Raw genomic sequence first — 19942 nt, forward strand, 5'->3', positions numbered from 1 at the left:
TCAGCCGAACGGCAGCGCCGGCACCCGGTCCGGTACGAAGCCGTGTGAACGCCTCGCCAGGTACGCGGACTTGTAGCGGTCGACCGCGCGGTGCCAGTTCAGGATGCCCGCCATCCAGTGCTGGAGGTCGGTCACATAGCCCTTCATGATCTCGCGTGCCTCGTCCGAGAGGCCGAAGTCGTCGTAGACGATGGGCAGTTCGTTCGCGGCGACGTGCTCGAACTGGCGCATGCGCTGGGTCATCAGGTCGTGGACGACGCCGAGTGCGGTCGGGTAGTCGATGCCGAAGAAGTTCTGCACGACGAGGATCGCGTTGTGGACCTCGCCCTCGTACTCGATCTCCTTCTGGTAGGAGAAGACGTCGTTGAGGAGCATGGCGTAGTCGATGGCCGCGTTCTCCAGGGAGCGCACGGGTCCGGTGCGGTAGACCTCGGGCGGGACCTTCGGGCCGTGGCCCATGCGGCACAGGCTGAGGGTGAGGTCGGAGCCGAAGGTGGCGCGGCGCATCTCCAGGTAGTCGATCGGATCGGGGATGCGGTGCTGGATCTGGTTGACCAGCTCCCAGACCCAGCTCTCGGTCATCTTGTTGATCGCGGCCTTCAGGGTGCGCCGGTCGTCCAGGGGCATCTCGGCGGTCGTGAGGGCCCACAGGTCGATGAGTCCGCGTTCCATGCCGTTGACCGGGACGATGACCGCCGGTCCCTCGACGGGCATGCAGTCCGAGAGGCGTGCCGTGGTGACGCGGGCCGCGGCGAGGTCGCCGCGGAGGCCGTAGACGAGGGGGTAGTAGTCGTCGCCGTAGGTCCCCCAGGCGAGCCAGCGGGAGCTGAGGTCGAGGGCCGCTTCGGTGGCGTCCGGGTCGATGCCCGCGGAGCAGAGCGGGAGGTCGGCGGCGGCGAGTTTCTCCTCGTCCCAGACGCCCTCCTCCAGCATGCCCACAGAGTGCGTCCAGTCGACGAGGCGGACGCGGGCACCGTCCAGGTGCGGGCTCAGTTCGACCTCGAACGGCATGTAGAAGTCGGGGAGTTGGGACGGTCCGACCTTCTGGAAGGGCACGTGCGTGTAGGCGCGCAGCCGTTCGGCGCCGGCCGCGGCGAGCAGGGCGCCGATGTCGGCGGCGGAGGTGCCGATGCCGGTCGGGCCGTTCAACGACGAGTTGTCGAGGGCGCCTTCGTTCATGTAGCGGCTGGAGCGCAGGTGCCATTCGTGGCCGCCGGACTGCCAGTCCTGGAGGCCCTGGGCGTAGGCGGCGACGGCCCTGACCTCGTCCGGGGTGAGACCTTTCTCCAGGGCTACGGCGGGCACTTCGGTGAACGCGGTGTGTTCAAACTGGTGGAGCCGGGAGGTAAGGACGTCGTTGACGGTGTCGGCGGCCTCCTGGGTGGTGCAGCCGAAGAAGGTCTCCAGGACGAGCACGCCGTTGCTCAACTCGCCCTCGTCCTCGACCTCCCGCTGGTAGGAGAACAGGTCGTTGCGCAGGTGGACGCCGTCGGAGAAGGTCTCCATCAGCACCCGCAGCGGCCGCGACTCCGCGACGGCCGCGGGCACTTCGGCGGTCGCGTACTCGACAAGCCCCGCCGACCAGGGCGCGCCGCCCACCTTGCGGCGCATCTCGATGTACTCGACGGGGTTGGCGACCCGCCCCTCGTTGATGTTGGACAGCTCCCACAGGGACTCGTTGAGCAGATGCTCGGTGGCGACGGCGAAGCGGCGGCGCCAGTCGACGGACATCGACGGCACCGTGCGCGCCCACAGGTCGGCGAGCCCGGCCTCGACCGGATTCTCCGGCTCCGGTACGGGAGTTGAGAGGTCCAGCGGCATGAAGAGCGGCAGCCGGTCCAGGTAGGCCTTGCCGCCTGCGCGGTCCTGGCTGCGCTTGAAGGTCTCCAGGAAGTGGTCGTCGAAGAAGAACACCCACACGTACCAGTCGGTGATCAGCGACAGCGCGGGCCCGTCGCAGTCGGGATGGGTGTAGGCGCAGAGCAGGCCGTAGTCGTGCGCGTCGAGGTCGGCCTGCTCCCAGATCCCGGAGCCCTCCAGCATGCCCATCTCGCGGGCCCACACGGAGGAGTGGGCGCGGGCCTCGTCCAGATGCGGGTTGAGGCGCGCGGGATACGGCATGTAGAAGTGCGGGAGTTCGAACGGCTGGGTCATGGCCGGGCCCTACCCGCGGTCCTCAACGGCCATCCCGGGCAGGGGACATGATCACACCATCGCGTGAATCAGGAGTGAACCCATGAGTTTCGCCCGCACCTTGTGACGTTCACTTCTACGCGCGCAGACTACGAGGGCCCGCCCTTCGGGCGGACGACGGGACTTTGCGGACACGACCTAGACCTGGGCGCGGCCCGGCGTGCGCACCGCGCGCCCCACCCGGGTGCGCAGGGCCACGAACTCCGGCAGTCCCCGGGTGCCGATCTGGTCGCGGGGGCAAGGGAGTTCGACCGGTAGATCCAGGGCCACCTTCGCGCCCGGGCCGGGCGTCAGGACGACGACGCGGTCGCCGACGTAGACGCTTTCGTCGATGTCGTGGGTGACGAAGACGATCGTCGTACGGTCCGTGCGGTGCACCTCCAGGAGGAGGTCCTCCAGGTCCTCGCGGGTCTGGGCGTCGAGGGAGCCGAAGGGTTCGTCCATCAGCAGCAGGGAGGGGCGGCAGACCAACGCGCGGGCGATGGCCACGCGTTGCTGCATGCCGCCGGAGAGCTGCCCGGGGTGGCGGCGGGCGGCGCCGGTCAGGCCGACGCGGTCCAGGATGCGGTCCGCCTCGGCGCGCCGCTCGGCCCGGCGCAGGCCCTGGCGGCGCAGGGGCAGCGCCACGTTGTCGCGGACGGTGAGCCAGGGCAGCAGCGAGCGGCCGTAGTCCTGGAAGACCACGGCGAGGCGGTCGGGTACGCCGGTGACGGGTGTGTCGTCGATCGTGATCGTGCCCTCGCGCGCGGGCAGCAGTCCGGCGACGGTGCGCAGCAGGGTGGACTTGCCGCAGCCCGACGGGCCCACCACGCACAGGAGTTGACCGTCCGGCACGGTGAGGCTGAGGTCGTGCAGGACGGGCTGGTCGCCGTAGTGCTGGCTCAGGGAGTCGAGGCGGAGCATCGGGGTCGGTCACCTGTCCCAGGGTTCGGTGTAGAGGGCGCCCTGGCCGGCGGCGACCCGGAGGTGCAGCAGGTGCGGGCCGTCCTCGTCGGGCAAGTGGAGGGTGTGGTCGAGGACTTCGGGGAGTACGGCGGGGTCGTCGACGTAGGTCGCCGGGCAGCCGAAGGACCGGGCCAGGGCGACGAAGTCGACGCCCTCGATGTCGGTGCCGGGGACCGGGGCGATACCGATACGGCGGCCCAGGGCGCGGACGGCCGCGTAGCCGCCGTTGTCGAGGACGACGTAGGTGACCGGCGCCCGGTGTCGGGCCGCGGTCCACAGGGCCTGCACCGAGTAGAGCGCGGAACCGTCCCCGAGCACGCAGACCAGTCGGCGCCGGTCGGCGAGCGCGCGGCCGGCCGCGAGGGGCAGGCCCCAGCCGAGGGCTCCGCTGCCCGTGGTGAGGAAGCCGCCGGAGGTGTCGACGGGCACGCGCGCGTGGAGGGCGTCCCGGTGGCTGGGGGCTTCCTCGACGAGGACGCGGTCGCGGGGCAGCCGGGTGCGGAGGTGGTCGAGGACCAGTTCGGCGGTGAGGCCCGAGCCGGGTTCCGGCGGTGCGGGTGCCGGGCGGGGCGGGGGCGGTTCGCGGTCCGATTGCCCGAGCAGCGCGGTGAGTTGGGCGAGGGCGGGCTTGAGGGTGGTGACGATGCTGGTGCCGGTCGGCAGCCAGGCCGCTTGCGCGGGGTCGCAGTCCAGGTGGTGGAGTTCGGTGCCGGGGTGGAGGGGCGGTCCGCCGTCGTCGAAGTGGTAGGTGAACACGGGCGCGCCGAGGGCGACGACGACGTCGTACGGCCGTAGCCGCGCGGCCAGTTGGCCCGCCACCGGTGGCAGGAAACCCTGGAAGAGGGGGTGGGACTCGGGGAAGCCGGAGCGGCCGGAGAGGGGGCTGATCCAGACGCCCGCGCGGACGCGTTCGGCCAGGGCGCGGACCTCCGGGAGGGCGTCCTCGTCGTCGACACCGGGGCCGACGACCAGGGCGGGGCGGGCGCAGGCGTCCAGCCGGGCCACGAGGGCGGTCAGGGCCTGCGGGTCGGCGGTGAAGCCGGCGTGCACGGTGCGCGGCAGGACGGGGACGGCGGGCTGGTCCCAGTCGTCCTCGGGGACGGAGACAAACACCGGTCCGCGCGGGGGTGTCATCGCGATGCGGTAGGCCTCGGCGAGTACGGCGGGCACGTCGGCGGCGCGTTCGGGCTGGTGGGCGAACTTGACGTAGGGGCGCGGGAATTCGGCCGGCCGGTCGGCGCCGAGGAACGGGCGCAGTTGCAGCAGGGAGCGCGCCTGCTGGCCCGCCAGGATCACCAGCGGGACGCGGTCGCGGTGCGCGTTGAAGACGGCGCCGAGCGCGTGGCCGACGCCGCCGGCCGAGTGCAGGCTGACGAACGCGGCGTGGCGGGTGCCGAGCGCGTGGCCCGCGGCCATGGCGACGGCGGTGGACTCCTGGAGGCCCAGGACGTAGGTGAAGTCCTCGGGCCAGTCGCGGAACATGCGCAGTTCGGTGGAGCCCGGGTTTCCGAAGACCGTGGTCATCCCGGTGTCGCGGAGGAACTGGACGACGGCGTCCAGGACGGTGCCCTTCATGTGGACCTTCCCTTGCGGCTTTCTGTACGGCTGCTTTTGTGGCTTCCTTTGCTCCTTCTTTCGTGGCTTCTCTTGCCGGTGAGTCGCTTCTCGATCGCCAGGAGGCCGGTGTTGAGCAGGTACCCCAGGGCGCCGAGCAGGACCAGCACCGCCCATACGGTCAGCAGGTCGGAGCGCGACTGGGCGTCGGTGAGCGCGAAGCCGATGCCGTTGGCGGTGCCCGGCAGCAGCTCGGAGAAGACCATGAGAATGAGGCAGAGCGAGAGGCTGAGCCGCAGGCCCGCGAAGATGCGGGGCAGCGCGGACGGCAGCAGCAGGAACCACAGGCGTTCGACCGCGGTCAGCCGCAGTACGGCGGCCACGTCGAGGCGGAGCGGGTCGGTGTCGCGGGCGCCCTCCGCGGTGTTGATCAGCACCGGCCAGATCGCGCTGAACACGATCGACGCGAGCTGCATCGGCGTACCGAAGTCGAACACGACGACGAACACGGGCACGAGCGTGGGCGGTGGCAGGGCCCGCGCGAACTGGAGCACCGGGTCGCACAGGGCGTAGGCCCGGGGCGAGCGCCCGACCAGGATACCGAGGCCGACCCCGACGACCGCGGCGAGCACGAACCCCGCGGCCATCCGCCCGAGACTGGGCAGGATGGTGTCGACGGCCGCCGGGGTGAGGAACGCGTGTCCGACGGGGCCCGAGAACCACAGGTCGTAGGCGTGGCGTGCGATGCGGGCGGGGGGCGGGAAGTAGACACTGCCGTGCGCACGGGCGCCCAACTGCCAGGCGGTCAGGGCGAGTACGAGGACCAGCCGGCGCAGGAGAGCGCCGCGGGCGAGGCGTGCGGTGCGGGCCGCCGTTTCGCCGACCAGGTGCGCGGTTCGGGCCGCCGCGCCATGGTCCGTGGGGCGGCGCGACTCGTGGGTCGGTGCCCCGCTCACGTCCGTGCCCCTCTCACGTCGGCGCCTCGCCGTCGGCCGCCTCGCCGCTGCCGTGTTCCCGCGGACGACCGGTGACACCGCCCGGCGGTGCGGCACCAGGTCCGTGTGCCCCGGCGCGGTCCGGTCCACCCCGGCGCCCCGCAGCGGACGCGGTCGGCCCCGACCCGCCGGAACCGCCTCGCCGTGCGCCGCTCCCGCCGGGACTCCGCCACGCAGCACGCGTCGCACCCCGTGTTCCCCGGGCCCCCGCCCTCCAGGGAAACGCCCTCCGCTCCCCCCACACCAGCACCCCGTTGATCACCAGCCCCAGCACCCCCGCCCACACCACCCCCGCCAGCACGTCCCGCGTGCCGTCCGTGGCGAGTTGGGCCTGGGCGATGAAGATGCCGAGGCCCTGGCCGAAGCCGGAGAGGAGTTCGGTGGCCGTCGCGAGGACGAGGGCCGTGGCGGCCGAGATGCGCAGGCCGGCGACGATGAAGGGGGCCGTGGCCGGGAGTTCGACGCGCAGGAGTATCGACAGGCGGCCGAAGCCGAAGGTGCGCAGGGTGTCCTTGGCGAGGGGGTCGGTCTCGCCCAGGCCGTAGACGGTGTTGAAGAGGATGGGCCAGATCGAGGCGTAGGTGATCAGCGTGACCTCGGTCTCGGTGCCGGTGCCGAGGAGGAGGGAGACGAGGGGGATCAGGGCGACGGACGGGAGCGGGCGCAGGAACTCGATCACCGCGCGGACCGCGTCGTCGACCACCGGCACGCTGCCCAGCAGCAGACCCAGGGGAATCGCGATGGCGCAGGCGAGGCCCAAACCGAGTGCCCAGGCCCGGAGGGTGACCGCGACATCGTCCAGGAACGTGCGGTCGCCCGCCAACTCGACTGCCCGGGCCAGGACTTCGGACGCCGGTGGCAGGTAGCTCCGCCTTACGATGCCTGCCCTGCCGACCGCCTCGCAGGCGCCGAGGGCCAGCAGTGCGCCGAGGGCGCCCAGGGCGAGTTCCTGGCGGCGGTTCACTTGACGAGGAGCGTGGCCGGGTCGATCGGTTTCTTCAACAGCCCGCGTTTCCACATGAGTTCGATGAGCCGGCGCAGTTGGGCGGCGTCGGTGGTGGCCGGGTAGGCGGGCAGGTTGATGGTCTTGGCCTGGTCCTCGGTCACCTTGGTGTACTTGGGGAGTTCGGCGCGTACGGCTGAGGGGTCCTGCGCCGCGATCTTCGACGCCGCCTCGATCGCCCGCTTGAACGCCGCCGCGGCCTTGGCGTGTTTCTCGGCGAACGCGCTCGTCGTGACGTAGCCGCTGATCGGCAGGGTCTGGACGGGCGCCGACCCGCCGTCCAGCAGTACCCGCGTCTTCAACTCCCCCTGGATCGCGCTGTCGAAGGGCTCGACCGCGTGGACGGCGTCGACCTGGCCCTTCTCCAGGGCGGGACCCATCTGCGGGAAGGCGATCTGCCGGTAGACGGGGTGTCCGGCGCCCTGCTGGTCGAGGATCGCGTCGAGGGTGAGTGACTGGATGTTGTTGAGGATGTTGACGGCGACCGTCTTGCCCTTGAGGTCGGCGGGGGTCTTGATGGGCGAGTCCTTCGGGACCAGGACGTCCATCATGTGCGGTGCGGTGCGGACGCCCTCGGCGAGGATGCGGAGGTCGAGGGTGCCCTTCTCGTCGGCCTGGAGGAAGGTGACGTAGTTCGCGCTCGCGATCACGTCGACCTGGCCCTTGGACAGGGCGGGCAGGGCCTGGATGCTCTGCTGGACGGGCTGGATGGTGACGTCCAGCCCCTCCCTCACGAACAGTCCGCGGTCCCGGGCGATGTAGAGCGCCGCCGCGTCCGTGAGCGGCAACGCGGCCACGGTGACCTTCTGCCGCCCGTCGCCGGAGGAGCCGGAGTCCGCACCGCCGCCGCAGGCGACGAGCACGAGCGCAAGCACGGTCGCGCCCGCCGCCAACCTCCCTGTTCCCACTTGTAATGGACGTGAAGTCGTCATGCGAGCAAGCAATACCAGCGTTTTGGCATGATCACCACACGCGGGTCGGACAAAGATTCATTGATCGGAAAAATGCGAAACGAGTTCCCCGGCGACCCACGCGAGCGCGTCCGGCAACTCCTCCGTGACCACCGGCAACCACAGGGACGCGGAGACGAGCCCTGCGTCGGACAGCCGGCCCAGCTCGTCCCGCACGCTCTCGGCGCTCGCGTCGGACCCGCCCAACGGCCGGCCCGGCACCTTCACCGCGGGGGTGAATCCGGGCGGCACCAGGAACAGGCCCGCCGTCAGGGCCAGTTCGCCCGGATCGCGGCCGACCTCGTCGCCGAGCGCGTCCAGCCGTGCCCGCACCCCGGTGAGCGCCTCCGCGTCGACCCCGGAACCGTGCCACGCGTCGCCGAACCGCAGGGCCCGGCGCAGTGCCGCGTCGCTCTGCCCGCCGATCCAGACGCCGGGACCGCCCTCGGTGGACGGCAACACCCCGAGGCGCGGTGATCCCTCGCCGCGCCACAACTGCCGTACGACGGTGAGCTGTTCGTCGGTCCGGCGGCCCCGCCCCGCGAACGGGACGCCTACGGCCGCGAACTCCTCGGCGTCCCAGCCGGTGCCGACGCCGAGCGTGCTGTGCTTTCTGGGGGATACCCCCAGACCCCCGGGCCTCCGGAGAGCCGGTCGAGGGTGGCGGTCTGGTGGGCCAGGACGAGCGTGTTGTACAGCGGCAGGACCAGGATGCTGGTGACCAGCCCGATCCGTCGGGTCGCCCCGGCGATCGCGGCCAGCAGGATCAGCGGGTCCGGGGTCACCCCCAGGTCACCGGCCACCGCGTGACCGCTCGCGAAGACATGGTCGAACCCCAACTCCTCGGCCCTGACGGCGGTTTGGAGGACCGCGTCCAGCTCCCCCTCCTGGTCCGGCCACAGTCGGTGCGGTGCCACTCCGATACGCATCTCTGTCGTACTCCCCTCGCGCGACGACAACGTCCGGCAGGAACGTCAGTGACCGACCCAACTACACACCGGCCGCCGAAGTCACCCCCGCACCTGGATCAGCGCATGCGTGCCGCCCGTACGCCAGCGCTGCCCCTCCGCCGCGACCAACGCGGCCTCCGTGCGGGCGTCCAGGCCGGTGATCACGTCGGACTTGAGGGTGCGCAGCGCGGCGACCGGGCCCGGGAAGTAGGCGGTGACGTCCGCGAAGGGAGTGGTCGGTTCCCAGGCGCGATCCCCCACCAGGCGGCGGTAGTTGAGGTCGCCCTTCACGATCGTGAGGGTGGCCGCGGCGAACTCGGCGCGGAGGTCGGCGGGCATGTCGGCGTACGGCAGCGGGGCACAGGAGAAGGGGTGGGCGCGCACGGTGAGGCGGCCGTCCGCCATGGCCGACCAGAGGGTGCGGCCGTACGTCGCCGCCGCACCCGGCGCCCCGGTCAGCCGGTGCAGGGCGTCGACCACGTCGGCGGTCGTGGCGTCGGAGACGTAATAGGGGTGCGGCTTGATGTGCAACACCGCGCGCTCGATGCGCCGTTGGTCGAGGAGGTGGGCCAACAGCAGGAGATCGGGGATGAGTTCGCGGCCCGCGTTGTCCGCGACGAGGCAGAGGGTGGCGCCGGTGCCGGAGAGGAGCGACCGGAGCAGTTCGCTGTCGTCGGCCACCAGGGCCGGCACCGGGGCCTGCGCGGCCGACTCCGCTCCGGCTGCCGAGAGGCGGAAGCCGAGATCCGCGCGGTTGCCCCAAAGAGAGCCGTGCAGAAGGGAGTTGGCGCGCTCCTCGGGCGACTTGGCCGCCAGCGCGTCGAGTGCGGCGAGTTCCTCGTCCGTCTCGGGGGCGTCGAGTTCGGCGCGCTTGAAGGGGCGGAACGGGTCGATACCCTGCCAGGCTCCGGGGCCGAAATAGCCTACGGCGCCCAGGAGTTGGCGGTAGAAGTAGCTCTCGGACCAGAGCCAGGGCACGTCGTACCAGGAGTGTCCGGCGTAGCTGTCGGTGCCCCAGGCCGCCCACTGGTCGTGGTCGGGGGCATCAAGAGGGAGGGGTTCGATCGCGCCCTCGGCGCAGTTCTTCAGCAGGGCGTCGAGCGCGCGGTGCTGCTCGGGGCCGTACGGGAAGGCGTCCCTGACCTGTTGGATGATCGCGGGGTGCCGTTCGGCCAGCACGCTGCGGGGGAACGAGCCGGGCTCGTTGCCGAGGATCACGGGCGCGGTGGGGGTGTCGGGCATGCGCCTCACCGTACCGGGCGGGTCGGTCGGCCCAGGTCTGCCGGGCGGGTCAGTCGGCGTCGATCTCCCGCTCCAGGCGCGCGGCGAGGCTGAGATAGCGGGCGCGGCGGGGGACGGGGACCAGGCCGCGGATCACCAGGTGCCACATCTCGGCCGTCCTGCGGGGCTGTAACGCCACCGGTTCGAGGGTGCGGCCGAGGATGCGGAGGCCGACGAAGAGGCCGATGAGCGTACGGGCCACGGCGTCCACGTCGGTGTCGGGGTGGGCGTCGGCCTCCGCGACGGCGCCCGTGAGTTTGCGGGAGGCGATCTCCAGCCACTCGGTGAAGGGGTGCGGCATCGGGGGCCGTACCTCGATCTCCCCTGCGGCGAGCCGGAGTCCGGCGCGCGGGATGGGGCCCTCGACGGCCAGTCGGGTCAGACCGAACGTGACACGTATCAATGTCTCCAGCGAGGAGTAGCCCCGGTCGTCCATCTCCTGGGAGATCTGCCGCGAGGCCTTGGCCTGCATCTCCAGGATGGTGTGGGCCAGGTCTTCCTTGGCCGCGAAGTGGAAGTACAGGGCGCCCTTGGTGACTTGGGCTTGGTCGACGATGTCGCTCAGGCTGGTGGATTCATAGCCCTGCCGGTCGAACAGCTCGGCGGCGGCCGTGATGATCGTTGTGCGGGTCTGTTCGGCCCGTAGCTGCCTCGCCATCGACTGAAACACTCCCGCATGAAGGAAAAACAACGGCCCATGCCGTTTTTTCTTACCCCCTGTACACAGTAGCTCACCGTCCGACGGTGTCGACCTTGCACCCGAAGACCACCAACTCCCCTCACGTTCCCATCACTTGCGTCTCTGTGTCACCCCTGACCCAACTCTTGACCACATTCGGTGGTTGTGGCACGTGTCAGCACCGGTTCCCGGCCAAGCAGAAGACCGACCGCCCCGGTGAGGCGCTCCCGGGGAAACGCTTCACCATACGGGTCAGTCGGTCTGTTTCTGTGTATACCCTGTGCCGCCGGCGGAGCCGATGGCGGTGCTGTCAGAAGGTGAGCTTCCAGCTGTTGAGGGTGCCGGTGTCCTGTGCGGCGGTGTCCTGGACGCGCAGCTTCCAGGTGCCGTTGGCCGTCTCGCTCGACGCGTCCACCGTGTAGGTGGCCTTGACGTCGTCGGCGGAGTCCGAGGTGCTCGCGGACTTCAGGCGGTACGTGGAGCCGTCCGGTGCGACCAGGTCCAGGACGAGGTCGCCGCGGAAGGTGTGGGTGATGTCGACGCCGACCTGGAGGGCCGAAGACGCGCTGCCGCTACGGCCGTTGACGGCGATCGAGGACTCGACGGCCGCGCCCGCGTCGGGGACGGACACGGCGGCGGTGCTGGAGAAGGTCGTCCCCGTCGTCGTACCGCTGCCGCTCACGGCCTGGACGGTCTTGGCCGCGTCCGCGAGACCCGCGCCGCAGCCGCCGGAGCAACTGCCGGGCAGGGCACGGGCGTTGGTCTTGACGGCCGACTCGATCTGGGCCGGGGTGAGCGAGGAGTTGGCCGACTTCATGAGCGCGACCAGGCCCGCGATGTGCGGGGTGGCCATGCTGGTGCCCTGGTAATAGGCGTACGACTCGGTGGACGGCGTCTTGGTGCCGGAGTTCAGCGTGGAGTAGATGCCGTTGGCGGTGCCGGTGCTGGTCTGGCCGCCGGGGGCCGAAATGTCCACCAGGGAGCCGTAGTTGGAGTAGGACGCCTTGGCGCCGGCGCGGTTGGTGGCGGCAACCGAGATGACGTTGTTGCAGTTGCCCGGGGAGTGGTTCGCGACGTTGTCGTTGTCGTTGCCCGCGGCGACGACGACCGTGGTGCCGCGGTTCACGGCGGCGGTGATCGCGCTCTGGGTGGCCGAGGTGCAGGCGCCGTCGCCGCCCAGGCTCATGTTGATGACCTTGGCGATGTTGCCGTTGGCGGGGACGCCGGAGACGGTGCCGCCGGACGCCCAGGTGATGGCGTCGATGATGTCGGAGTCGTAGCCGCCGCACTTGCCGAGGACACGGAGCGGGGAGATCTTCGCGCCGTAGGCGATGCCCGCGATGCCCTTGCTGTTGTTGGTGGCGGCGGCGATGGTGCCGGCCACATGGGTGCCGTGCCAGGAGGAGTTGCTCGCCCCGATGCCCGTGCCGCACTCGTTCGCCGCGTAGTAGTCGCCGGGGTCGGCCGGGTTGCTGTCGCGGCCGTCGCCGTCGACCGAGACGGCGGTGTCGGTGATGAAGTCGTAGCCGGCGACGATGTTCGCGGCGAGGTCGGAGTGGGTGACATAGCCGGTGTCGATGACGGCGACGGTGACCCCGCTGCCGGTCGAAGTCGGCCACGCGGCGGGCACGTTCATGCCGGCCGTGGACTCGAAGAGGTCCCACTGCTTGGCGTACTCGGTGTCGTTCGGGTCGGCCTGCGGGGTGTTCAGCCGGTCCGGTACGACATAGGAGACCTGCGGGTCGGCCCTGAACTCGGCGATGACGTCGGCGACTTCGGTGGTGCTACGCGCGTCACCCAGACCGACGAGGGCGGCGCCGGTGCCGAGGCGGCGCTGGAAGTCGACGTTCTCGCCGGTCTCCTTGCCCTTGGCGGTGGCGTCGGCCTCGGCGGCGCGGTTCGAACTCGCCTCCGCCGCACCGGACTTGTAGCCGACGATGAGGCGTTCGGCGAGGGCGCCGGGGGCGGCCTCGGTCTGGCCGGACAGGGCCGGCGCGCTGACCTGGGTGGGGGGTTCCTGGGCGACGGCGGCCGAGGTGGCGACCGTGGCGAGGAGGGCCGCGGAGACCGCGGCGACGGATATCAGGGTCCGTCCGGTGGGGAATGCCGTGGGAGTGCGCAAGGGCTTGCCTTTCGTGGCCGTACTCCAAGCAGCGCGGAGCGGCGGTCGATTCGCTTCGTCGTCGAAGCGGCGGGGGGTCGAGCCAGAGAGCGCCGGGCGCGGGCAGCCGCCTCGTCAGGGGTTGCCTGTGGGTCAGCTGTGGCCAAACGATAGGCAAAGAGAAGGTCATATGGATACGGGGGAAACCCTCGATCGGGCCGGAAACCGCCCTCGGCATCGACCGGTTGACCGATGTGCCCCGGTTCACGGCAGTGGGAGCGCGCTGAACGCGTGGGACCCGATGGCCGTATGACACGGACAGACCGTTCCCGCCCCGGCCGAGGAGACGTTCCGGATGTCCCGGATGACCGCACATCGCACTGCCATGGCGGCCGCCGCCATGGCGCCGCTGCTGCTCACCGTCTGGGCGGCGGGTCCGGCGCAGGCACACGGGGCGCCGACGTATCCGGTCAGCCGGGTGTACGCCTGCTCGCCGCAGGGCGGCAGTCAGGCCCAGTCGGCCGCGTGCAAGGCCGCCGTCGCCGCGAACGGGGGGCCCTTCACCTTCTGGGACAACATCCGGGTCCCCGACGTGAACGGGCGGGACCGGCAGCTGATCCCCGACGGGAAGCTGTGCAGCGGTGGCCTGTCCGACTACAAGGGGCTGAACCTCGCGCGCACCGACTGGCCGTCGACGCGGCTGACTCCGGGGGCGAAGCTGACGATGACGTACGCGTCGACGATCGCGCACACCGGCACGTTCAAGTTGTATCTGACGAAGGCCGGTTACGACGCGTCGAAGCCGCTCACCTGGTCCCAGCTGCCGACGACGCCGTTCGCCGAGGTGAAGGACCCGCCGCTGACCGGCGGCGCGTACCGCATCAAGGCGACGCTGCCGACGGGCCGGACCGGGCGCCAACTGATCTACACCATCTGGCAGAACAGCAGCACCGAGGACACGTACTACTCGTGCTCGGACGTGGTGTTCCCCGGGGGCGGCGCCGCTTCGCCGACGCCCACGACAGGGACGGCCGGCTCGAAGGGAAAGACGGCGAGCCCGTCGTCGTCCGCGACCAAGTCACCTGCTGCCGCGAGCAGTTCGGCAAAGGCCCCGGCATCGGCTACGGCGCAGAAGGCGTCCCCGGCCGAGGAGAGCACCGCCCCGGGCAGCAGCCCGGTCGCGTCCGACACCGACGCCGCGTCCAGTGGCCCTTCGGCGCCCATGGTGGCGGGCGGCGCCGCCGCGGTGCTCGTGCTCACCGGGGGCGCCGCCCTGGCCCTGCGACTGCGTCGACGCTGAACTCCAACTCGACGCGTACAGGGCCTACTTACTCCTTTTGCTCCTTGGCCGGTACTCCTTAGTTGGTGTAGACCGCCGCGCCGTTGTCCGTCACCGGGGCGTACTTCGCGGTGAAGTAGCCCGCGCTGAAGCACAGGGACGAGCCGGAGGTCTTGGTGAAGGCCTGGCTGGTGAAGTTGATGCTGGTGTCGGTGTTGCTGGACGTGCCGGTCAGGCTGGGCGCCTGGTAGACGCAGGTGATGCTGCCCAGCAGGGTGGTCAGCTTGACCGTGGTCTGGATGGTGGAGCCCGCGGCCGGGGTGACGGTCAGGGTGCCGTCCGAGACGGCCGCGGTGGTGTACGGCAGGTTGTCGACCGTGATGCTGGTGACACCGGTGACGCCGAGGACGTTGCTCGTGCAGCTGCTGCTGTCGAAGCTCTGCCCGGAGACGGACTCGGTGGCGGTGCCCGGCGCGGTCGGGTTGTCGGTGACGGTCGCCGTGAACTGCGACGTCGTGCACTTGATGCCGCTGGTGCCGGTCGCGCTGGAGTACAGGGTGGCGCTGGTACCGGAGGCCAGGGGCGCGGTCAGCACATCGCCGACGGCGACGGCCGTGCCGCCGAGGCTGCCGGTGGTGAGCACGGTGTCGGCCGCCGACGCCGGGGCGATGAAGGGGAGGGTGAGGGCAGCGACGGAGCCGACGAGGGTGAGAGCGGTGCGAGTGCGCATGCGGGTGTACCTCTTCTTCGAGATGGGGGGTCGAACCGGGGGGTTCTTGGGGGGTGGAGTAACTGGGGGTGGGGGCGCGTGAGTTCGCCGCCGCCGGCCCGTGACGCCTTCTCCGTACGTGACGGGCCGGGGGCGGCGGCCGGCCGGTGACCGGCCGAAGGCCCGCGGGGGTTGGGAGCCTTCGGCCGGGCCGGGCGGTGGGGCGGACGGCACGACCAGGGGGAAGCGGCCGTGCCGGGCCGCGGGGGTTCGGACTCTGAGGGCGTGAAGTGCCCCTGCGGAAAGGGAAGTCCGGGAACGCGGCTCGTGCCGCGCGGCGGATCCGGCGCCACGGATCCGGCAAACAAGGGAGAGTTGTAGACCTGAGTGTCCGTCAACGTCAAGAGATGCAGGGCAAGTTGATGTACAAGCCGGGGCTCGCCGGGGGTGCGCGAAAGCCTTGCCTCACAGGTGGCGCATCATCAACACTCTTTTTTCACAACTCCCTTGACCCCTCAATGTAACCCCCGGTAACTTCCTCGACGGCTACTGCTGCGTAACCTGAAAGCCCTTGCACCCGCCGGGAGTTGTGGGGAGGGATGCGCCGCACTCGCTGTCCGCGCCAGGACAACGCGCCACTTCGAATACCGACTCGCGTTGAACCAGAGCAGCACATGGGAGCAGACATGGCTTCACCCTCGGACGCCAACCCGTCCAACGGAAACACCCCTGAGCAGCCGGAAAGCGGTTCCGTACCCGAGACCGCCGAGGGGCCCCAGAGACGCGGGCAGGTCCGACTGCGCCGTGCCGCGATCATGGCGGTGCCGGCCACGCTGGCCGCCGCGGCCCTCGCGGTGCTCACCGCCCAGGGCGCCCTGGGGGTGCAGTTCGAGATCTCGGGCATGCCGTTCACGGTCACCGCCAAGTCGCTCGACGGCCAGGGCTTCGAGCAGTTCGGCGACCTCGACAACATGATCAAGAACAGCCCGAACGAGGGTGACACCGGTGGGCAGGTGCTGGTCATGACCTCCGCCATCAAGACCGCCACGCTCGACAGCCTCTGCCAGAGCGTCGACCTCGGCGGCATCAACCTGCTCATCAAGGCGGGCAGCGGCTCGACGAAGGTGACGGCGACCGATCTGACCACGGACTCGACGCAACTGTCGGGTGACGCGACCTTCGGCAACATCGAGATCGGCAACGACGCCAGCAAGCTGACCAAGGCGGGCGTGCAGGGCAAGCCGGGCGTCTTCAGCCAGCAGTCCGACACCGTGCACATCGACAACCTGCGGCAGACCAACTACGCGACCACGGCGGGTGTGTTCAAGCTGCCGGGCCTCAAGCTCAGCTTCAGCGACTCGGGTTGCTGATGTCGGAGAACCTGCCACAGCAGGGGAAGGGGCCCGCCTTCCGGCGCTGGCGGGCCCGCCGTCCGTTCTGGGGCGGGCTGCTGCTCGCCCTGGGCGGCGGGGAGATCCTGCTCACGGAGAAGGTGTCGCTGAAGGTCGCGATGCACATCGGGATGCAGGGCATGACCGGCTATCTGCTCCCCGTGGTGATGCTGCTGTGCGGACTGCTGATCCTCTTCAGCCCGGGTCAGCGGCTCTTCTACTCGATCGTCGGGATCCTCTGCACCCTGGGCAGCTGGGTCACCTCGAACCTCGGCGGCTTCTTCATCGGGCTGCTGCTGGGCATCGTGGGCAGCTGCATGACGTTCGGCTGGCTGCCGGACCAGGAGCCCCGGTCGGAGCGCAAGCGTCGTAAGCGCGAGGCGAAGACGGCCACGAAGTCGGAACTCCAGCAGCAGGCCTGACCCGTCGCCCCGGCCCCGGCAGCAGCCGGGGCTCGACGCGTCGGTGGGGTCAGTGGGCGGTCGCGGGCGGCTCGGCGGAGGGGGCGACCGGAGACTCGGTCACCGTGTGCGCGGTCGTCGGCTGCACCGGCACCGACTCCGCCACGTTGCTCTCCTCCTTCATCGCCTTCGCCTCGCTCTTGAGGATGCGCATGGACTTGCCCAGCCCGCGCGCGGCCTCAGGAAGCTTCTTCGAGCCGAACAGCAGGATGACGACGATCGCCACGACCAGCAGGTGCCAAGGTTCCAGTCCGTTGCGGAGCATGGCCTCGCCCTCCTCTTCCCTCACACGACAGTTGCTATGTTGCGCAACTGTACAACCCTGAGCTGGATCGCAAACCCCTCAGGGCCAGGGCATACAAACCGAGCACGACGGCCAGCAGGACGTAGTAGGGAAGCGCCAGGCCCGTCATGCCGAGCGCCCCGCCCAGCGGGCTCAGCGGCAGCAGCACTCCTACGGCGGCGAGCGCGGCGCCGGGCCCACCCGACCGGGCCCTGCGCAGGGCCCTGCGCGAGGCTCCGTCCGGTCCGCAGGAGCAGCATCACCAGCGCCTGGGTGAGCAGGTTCTCGGTGAACCAGGCCGAGTGGAACAGCACCTCGTCGTCCACGGCGTCCGGACCGCGCAGCGCGAGCGCCGGCACGCCGAAGGTCGCGAGGTCGGCGACCGCGTTGAGCACCCCGAACCCGGTCATGAACGTCAGGAACGCCCGCGGTCGCAGCACGGTCGGGCGGCGCAGCACGGCGGCACCGGGACGGTCGTGGGCGAAGGCGAGTTGGGCCGCGTCGAAGCACAGGTTCTGGGCGAGCACCTGGGCCGGGAGCATCGGCAGGAAGGGCAGCAGCAGACCGGCGGCGAGCATCGCGATGACGTTGCCGAGGTTCGAGGAGAGCGTGATCCGCAGATACGAGGCGATGTTCGCGCCGCTGTACCGCCCGGCCGTGACGGCGTGCCGGACCGCGGCGAGGTCCTTCTCCGCGAGCACGACGTCGGCGGCCTCCCGCGCCACGTCCACGGCGGCGCGATACCGACGTCGGCGGCGCGCGCGAGCACGTCGTTGAGACCGTCCCCGAGGAAGCCGGCCGTGTGCCCGGCCGCACGCAGGGCGGCGACCGCGCGGGCCTTGTCCTGAGGCGTGCAGCGCGCCGCGACCCGCACCTCCCCCGGCGCCGGCCCCAGCTCCCGGCACACCCGCGCCGCCGTGGCCGGATGTTCGCCGGTGAGGATCCGCACGCCGATGCCCAGGTCGAGCAACGCGCGCAACGCCTCCGGAGCGTCCGGGTTCAGCCGGGCCGCGGCCTCCGGGTCGGTCAGTCCGCGCGGGCCGGTGTCGAGCTGCCGTAGCACCTGGAGCGGGGTGTGCCGGTGGGCGGCGGTGTCAGAGGCCACGGAGTCGAGGGGCGGGCAGTTCGGTCCGGTCGGCACGGTCGCCGATGCGGGTGACCGCGAGCCGGACGACGTCGACCACGTCGGGGTCGTCGACGAAGTACACCTGGCGGCGGCCCTCGCGGCGGGACCGGACCAGGCCCGCGAGCTTCAGTTTGGTGAGGTGCTGACTGACCGCGGGCAGCGCGCCGCCGACCCGGTCCGCGAGTCCGGTGACATCGCTCTCGCCCTGGGCCAGCGCCCACACGATGTGCAGCCGCGCGGACGAGGCGAGCAGTCCGAAGGCCGCGGCGGCGTCCGCGAGCACGTCGGCGGACGGGTCGTCGTAGCCGCTGCCGGCTGCCTTCACCGTCGTCGCCTCCCGTCCCTGGCCGCTCCCGTTCCGTGACCGCCCAGTCTAGGCGGCCGGAACTTCTCCCCGGCCCGGGGAGTTTCCACGGTGCTACAGCCACGAATTTGTATACGCACGACTACTTGTCTACGCACGACTACTACGCATGGAGTTCGCATGGCCCTGTGGGACCGCTTCAAGGAGTCCGCGTCGACGATGCAGACCCAGCTCGTGGCGAAGAAGAACGATCTGAAGAGCGGGGCGTTCCGCGACGCCAGCATGGCGATGTGCGCGCTCGTGGCCGCCGCCGACGGCACGGTCGACCCGTCGGAGCGACAGCGCGTCGCCCAGCTCATCGCGAGCAACGAGGTGCTGCAGAACTTCGACGCGATGGACCTCCAGCGCCGTTTCGACGAGAACCTGAACAAGCTGACGGCCGACTTCGCCTTCGGCAAGGTCAGCGTGCTCCAGGAGATCGCCAAGGCGAAGAAGAAGCCCGCCGAGGCGCGTGCCGTGATCCAGATCGGCATCGTGATCGGCGGCGCGGACGGCGACTTCGACAAGACCGAGCAGGCCGTGGTCCGCGAGGCCTGCTTCAGCCTCGACCTGCCGCCGCACGAGTTCGACCTCTGACCGGCCACCGGGACAAGTGACCGGAGGCATGTGAGCGGGGGCATGCTGGACGACCTGGACCGCGGCCTGATCCACGCCCTGCACCTCGACGGCCGGGCGCCCTTCAGCAGGATCGCCGCGGTCCTCGACGTATCCGCCCAGACGATCGCGCGGCGCTACGCCCGGCTGCGCACCGAGGCGTCCCTGCGCGTCGTGGGCCTCACGGACCCGCACCAGGCGGGCCGCACCCAGTGGCTGGTCCGGCTCACCGCGACGGCGCGCTCCGCGCAGGACCTCGCCCACGCTCTGGTACGACGACCGGACACGTCCTGGGTGAAACTCGCCTCCGGCGGCACCGAGATCGTGGCGGTCATCCACGCACCGACCGATGCCTCGGGCGCCAACTCCCTTCTCCTGCACGACATTCCGCGCACCGGCGGGATCACGGCGGTGTCCGCGCACTGTCTGCTGCACATGTATCTGGGCGGCCCGACGAACTGGCGGCGCAGCGCGGACGCGCTCGACGCGGAGCAGTCACGTGTGCTGCGGGAGGCGGCCGGTTCCGGGTCCGGCGTGGTGCCGCGTCAACCGGGGCCTGCGGACGCCGAGTTGCTGGCCGCGCTGGAGAAGGACGGGCGGGTCGGGCAGGGTGAGCTGGCACGGGTGACCGGCTGGTCGCCGGCGACCGTGGCGCGGCGGCTGGCCGAACTGCGGGCGGGCGGTGCGCTGTTCTTCGACGTCGAGGTGGACGCCGGGCTGTTCGGGGTCAACACCCGGGCGCTGCTGTGGATGTCGGTGCGACCGGCGGACCTGGAGCGGGTCGCGACGGCCCTGTCCGGCCACGACGAACTGGCCTTCGTCGCGGCGACCACCGGCCCCACGAACCTGGTCGCCCAGGCCCTGTGCCGCGACCCCGCCGACCTCCATCGCTACCTCACCCACCGCCTGGGTTCCCTGACCGCCGTGCACACCCTGGAGACGAGCCCGGTCCTGCGCAACCTCAAGGCGGCGAGCCCTTCCCTGACGGGACTGCCGCCCCGGGTGGACCGGCGGGAGCGGGGGCGGGGGTAGGTGAGCTGTGGGGCAGCGGGGCGGGAGCCGGGGTGGGTGAGCCGTGGAGGGG

19 protein-coding genes and 1 pseudogene are annotated in these 19942 nt (G+C 70.9%); 5 read left to right on the forward strand and 15 right to left on the reverse strand.

The genetic code is table 11. From position 1 onward, the window contains the following. From cyc2 to SPR02S_RS40695, 11 genes are all read right to left on the reverse strand, one after another. A complete protein-coding gene (gene cyc2 / locus SPR02S_RS40650; protein ID WP_019062772.1) occupies nt 1–2154 on the reverse strand; it encodes a germacradienol/geosmin synthase Cyc2 in 2154 nt (717 codons plus the stop codon). Nucleotides 2155–2331: 177 nt separating this feature from the next. Further along, entirely contained in the window at nt 2332–3096 is a 765-nt protein-coding gene (locus SPR02S_RS40655) for an ABC transporter ATP-binding protein (RefSeq protein WP_019062773.1), read from the reverse strand. A gap of 9 nt (nt 3097–3105) precedes the next feature. Continuing rightward, nucleotides 3106–4713 carry a benzoylformate decarboxylase gene (gene mdlC, locus SPR02S_RS40660; protein WP_019062774.1) on the reverse strand — a complete coding sequence of 536 codons (1608 nt, stop codon included), beginning with the start codon at nt 4711–4713 and terminating at the stop codon, nt 3106–3108. After that, nucleotides 4710–5648: an ABC transporter permease gene (locus SPR02S_RS40665; RefSeq protein WP_019062775.1), complete on the reverse strand. Its 939-nt coding sequence runs from the start codon at nt 5646–5648 to the stop codon at nt 4710–4712. The genes mdlC and SPR02S_RS40665 overlap by 4 nt, the downstream gene beginning before the upstream one ends. 13 nt (nt 5649–5661) lie before the next feature. After that, complete coding sequence (locus tag SPR02S_RS40670) at nt 5662–6651, reverse strand: ABC transporter permease (protein WP_019062776.1); 990 nt, start codon at nt 6649–6651, stop codon at nt 5662–5664. Continuing rightward, nucleotides 6648–7565 carry an ABC transporter substrate-binding protein gene (locus SPR02S_RS40675; RefSeq protein ID WP_245607698.1) on the reverse strand — a complete coding sequence of 306 codons (918 nt, stop codon included), beginning with the start codon at nt 7563–7565 and terminating at the stop codon, nt 6648–6650. The genes SPR02S_RS40670 and SPR02S_RS40675 overlap by 4 nt, the downstream gene beginning before the upstream one ends. Before the next feature lie 114 nt (nt 7566–7679). Beyond that, on the reverse strand, nt 7680–8270 hold the full coding sequence (locus SPR02S_RS57425) for an LLM class flavin-dependent oxidoreductase (RefSeq protein WP_281169928.1): 591 nt from the start codon (nt 8268–8270) through the stop codon (nt 7680–7682). After that, entirely contained in the window at nt 8195–8569 is a 375-nt protein-coding gene (locus tag SPR02S_RS65875; protein WP_281169927.1) for an LLM class flavin-dependent oxidoreductase, read from the reverse strand. The genes SPR02S_RS57425 and SPR02S_RS65875 overlap by 76 nt, the downstream gene beginning before the upstream one ends. Nucleotides 8570–8650: 81 nt before the next feature. Then, nucleotides 8651–9832 (reverse strand): damage-control phosphatase ARMT1 family protein, encoded by a 1182-nt coding sequence (locus tag SPR02S_RS40685; protein ID WP_019062779.1) that lies wholly within the window; start codon nt 9830–9832, stop codon nt 8651–8653. A gap of 49 nt (nt 9833–9881) precedes the next feature. Then, nucleotides 9882–10529, reverse strand: coding sequence for a ScbR family autoregulator-binding transcription factor (locus tag SPR02S_RS40690; RefSeq protein WP_019062780.1), 648 nt, complete (start codon nt 10527–10529; stop codon nt 9882–9884). A gap of 331 nt (nt 10530–10860) precedes the next feature. Then, nucleotides 10861–12672 carry a S8 family peptidase gene (locus SPR02S_RS40695; RefSeq protein WP_019062781.1) on the reverse strand — a complete coding sequence of 604 codons (1812 nt, stop codon included), beginning with the start codon at nt 12670–12672 and terminating at the stop codon, nt 10861–10863. A 334-nt stretch (nt 12673–13006) separates the two neighbouring features. On the opposite strand from SPR02S_RS40695, the gene SPR02S_RS40700 reads away from it, so the two are divergent. Then, the gene (locus tag SPR02S_RS40700) at nt 13007–13951 is read left to right on the forward strand and encodes a lytic polysaccharide monooxygenase auxiliary activity family 9 protein (RefSeq protein WP_019062782.1); all 945 of its coding nucleotides are present in this window, start codon (nt 13007–13009) and stop codon (nt 13949–13951) included. A 58-nt stretch (nt 13952–14009) separates the two neighbouring features. Here the strand turns inward: SPR02S_RS40700 and SPR02S_RS40705 are convergent, their stop codons facing one another. After that, nucleotides 14010–14660, reverse strand: coding sequence for a hypothetical protein (locus tag SPR02S_RS40705; protein ID WP_019062783.1), 651 nt, complete (start codon nt 14658–14660; stop codon nt 14010–14012). Nucleotides 14661–15325: 665 nt separating this feature from the next. Here SPR02S_RS40705 and SPR02S_RS40710 point away from each other — a divergent pair. Next, complete coding sequence (locus tag SPR02S_RS40710; RefSeq protein ID WP_019062784.1) at nt 15326–16009, forward strand: DUF6230 family protein; 684 nt, start codon at nt 15326–15328, stop codon at nt 16007–16009. Continuing rightward, complete coding sequence (locus SPR02S_RS40715; protein WP_019062785.1) at nt 16009–16452, forward strand: DUF6114 domain-containing protein; 444 nt, start codon at nt 16009–16011, stop codon at nt 16450–16452. The genes SPR02S_RS40710 and SPR02S_RS40715 overlap by 1 nt, the downstream gene beginning before the upstream one ends. 49 nt (nt 16453–16501) lie before the next feature. Here SPR02S_RS40715 and tatA read toward each other — a convergent pair whose 3' ends face one another. The 3 genes and pseudogenes from tatA to SPR02S_RS40735 form a co-directional block, all read right to left on the reverse strand. Then, complete coding sequence (gene tatA / locus SPR02S_RS40720) at nt 16502–16756, reverse strand: Sec-independent protein translocase subunit TatA (RefSeq protein WP_019062786.1); 255 nt, start codon at nt 16754–16756, stop codon at nt 16502–16504. Between the two features lie 34 nt (nt 16757–16790). Continuing rightward, nucleotides 16791–17777: pseudogene (locus SPR02S_RS57430) on the reverse strand (HAD-IC family P-type ATPase); the annotation flags it as partial. Nucleotides 17778–17868: 91 nt separating this feature from the next. Then, nucleotides 17869–18225 (reverse strand): ArsR/SmtB family transcription factor, encoded by a 357-nt coding sequence (locus tag SPR02S_RS40735; RefSeq protein WP_019062788.1) that lies wholly within the window; start codon nt 18223–18225, stop codon nt 17869–17871. Between the two features lie 159 nt (nt 18226–18384). Here SPR02S_RS40735 and SPR02S_RS40740 point away from each other — a divergent pair, with 159 nt between their 5' ends. After that, nucleotides 18385–18840: a tellurite resistance TerB family protein gene (locus tag SPR02S_RS40740; RefSeq protein ID WP_019062789.1), complete on the forward strand. Its 456-nt coding sequence runs from the start codon at nt 18385–18387 to the stop codon at nt 18838–18840. 42 nt (nt 18841–18882) lie between these two features. Beyond that, nucleotides 18883–19890, forward strand: coding sequence for an Lrp/AsnC family transcriptional regulator (locus tag SPR02S_RS40745; protein ID WP_019062790.1), 1008 nt, complete (start codon nt 18883–18885; stop codon nt 19888–19890). The last annotated feature ends 52 nt before the right edge of the window (nt 19891–19942 follow it).

It is taken from the genome of Streptomyces prunicolor NBRC 13075 (assembly GCF_000367365.1).
Taxonomy (GTDB): Bacteria; Actinomycetota; Actinomycetes; order Streptomycetales; family Streptomycetaceae; genus Streptomyces; species Streptomyces prunicolor.

Coding starts and splice junctions, on each gene's coding strand:
- cyc2 (WP_019062772.1), bottom strand. CDS start 2,154: ATGACCCAGCCGTTCGAACTCCCGCACTTCTACATGCCGTATCCCGCG.
- SPR02S_RS40655 (WP_019062773.1), bottom strand. CDS start 3,096: ATGCTCCGCCTCGACTCCCTGAGCCAGCACTACGGCGACCAGCCCGTC.
- mdlC (WP_019062774.1), bottom strand. CDS start 4,713: ATGAAGGGCACCGTCCTGGACGCCGTCGTCCAGTTCCTCCGCGACACC.
- SPR02S_RS65875 (WP_281169927.1), bottom strand. CDS start 8,569: ATGCGTATCGGAGTGGCACCGCACCGACTGTGGCCGGACCAGGAGGGG.
- SPR02S_RS40685 (WP_019062779.1), bottom strand. CDS start 9,832: ATGCCCGACACCCCCACCGCGCCCGTGATCCTCGGCAACGAGCCCGGC.
- SPR02S_RS40690 (WP_019062780.1), bottom strand. CDS start 10,529: ATGGCGAGGCAGCTACGGGCCGAACAGACCCGCACAACGATCATCACG.
- SPR02S_RS40700 (WP_019062782.1), top strand. CDS start 13,007: ATGTCCCGGATGACCGCACATCGCACTGCCATGGCGGCCGCCGCCATG.
- SPR02S_RS40705 (WP_019062783.1), bottom strand. CDS start 14,660: ATGCGCACTCGCACCGCTCTCACCCTCGTCGGCTCCGTCGCTGCCCTC.
- SPR02S_RS40710 (WP_019062784.1), top strand. CDS start 15,326: ATGGCTTCACCCTCGGACGCCAACCCGTCCAACGGAAACACCCCTGAG.
- SPR02S_RS40715 (WP_019062785.1), top strand. CDS start 16,009: ATGTCGGAGAACCTGCCACAGCAGGGGAAGGGGCCCGCCTTCCGGCGC.
- tatA (WP_019062786.1), bottom strand. CDS start 16,756: ATGCTCCGCAACGGACTGGAACCTTGGCACCTGCTGGTCGTGGCGATC.
- SPR02S_RS40740 (WP_019062789.1), top strand. CDS start 18,385: ATGGCCCTGTGGGACCGCTTCAAGGAGTCCGCGTCGACGATGCAGACC.
- SPR02S_RS40745 (WP_019062790.1), top strand. CDS start 18,883: ATGCTGGACGACCTGGACCGCGGCCTGATCCACGCCCTGCACCTCGAC.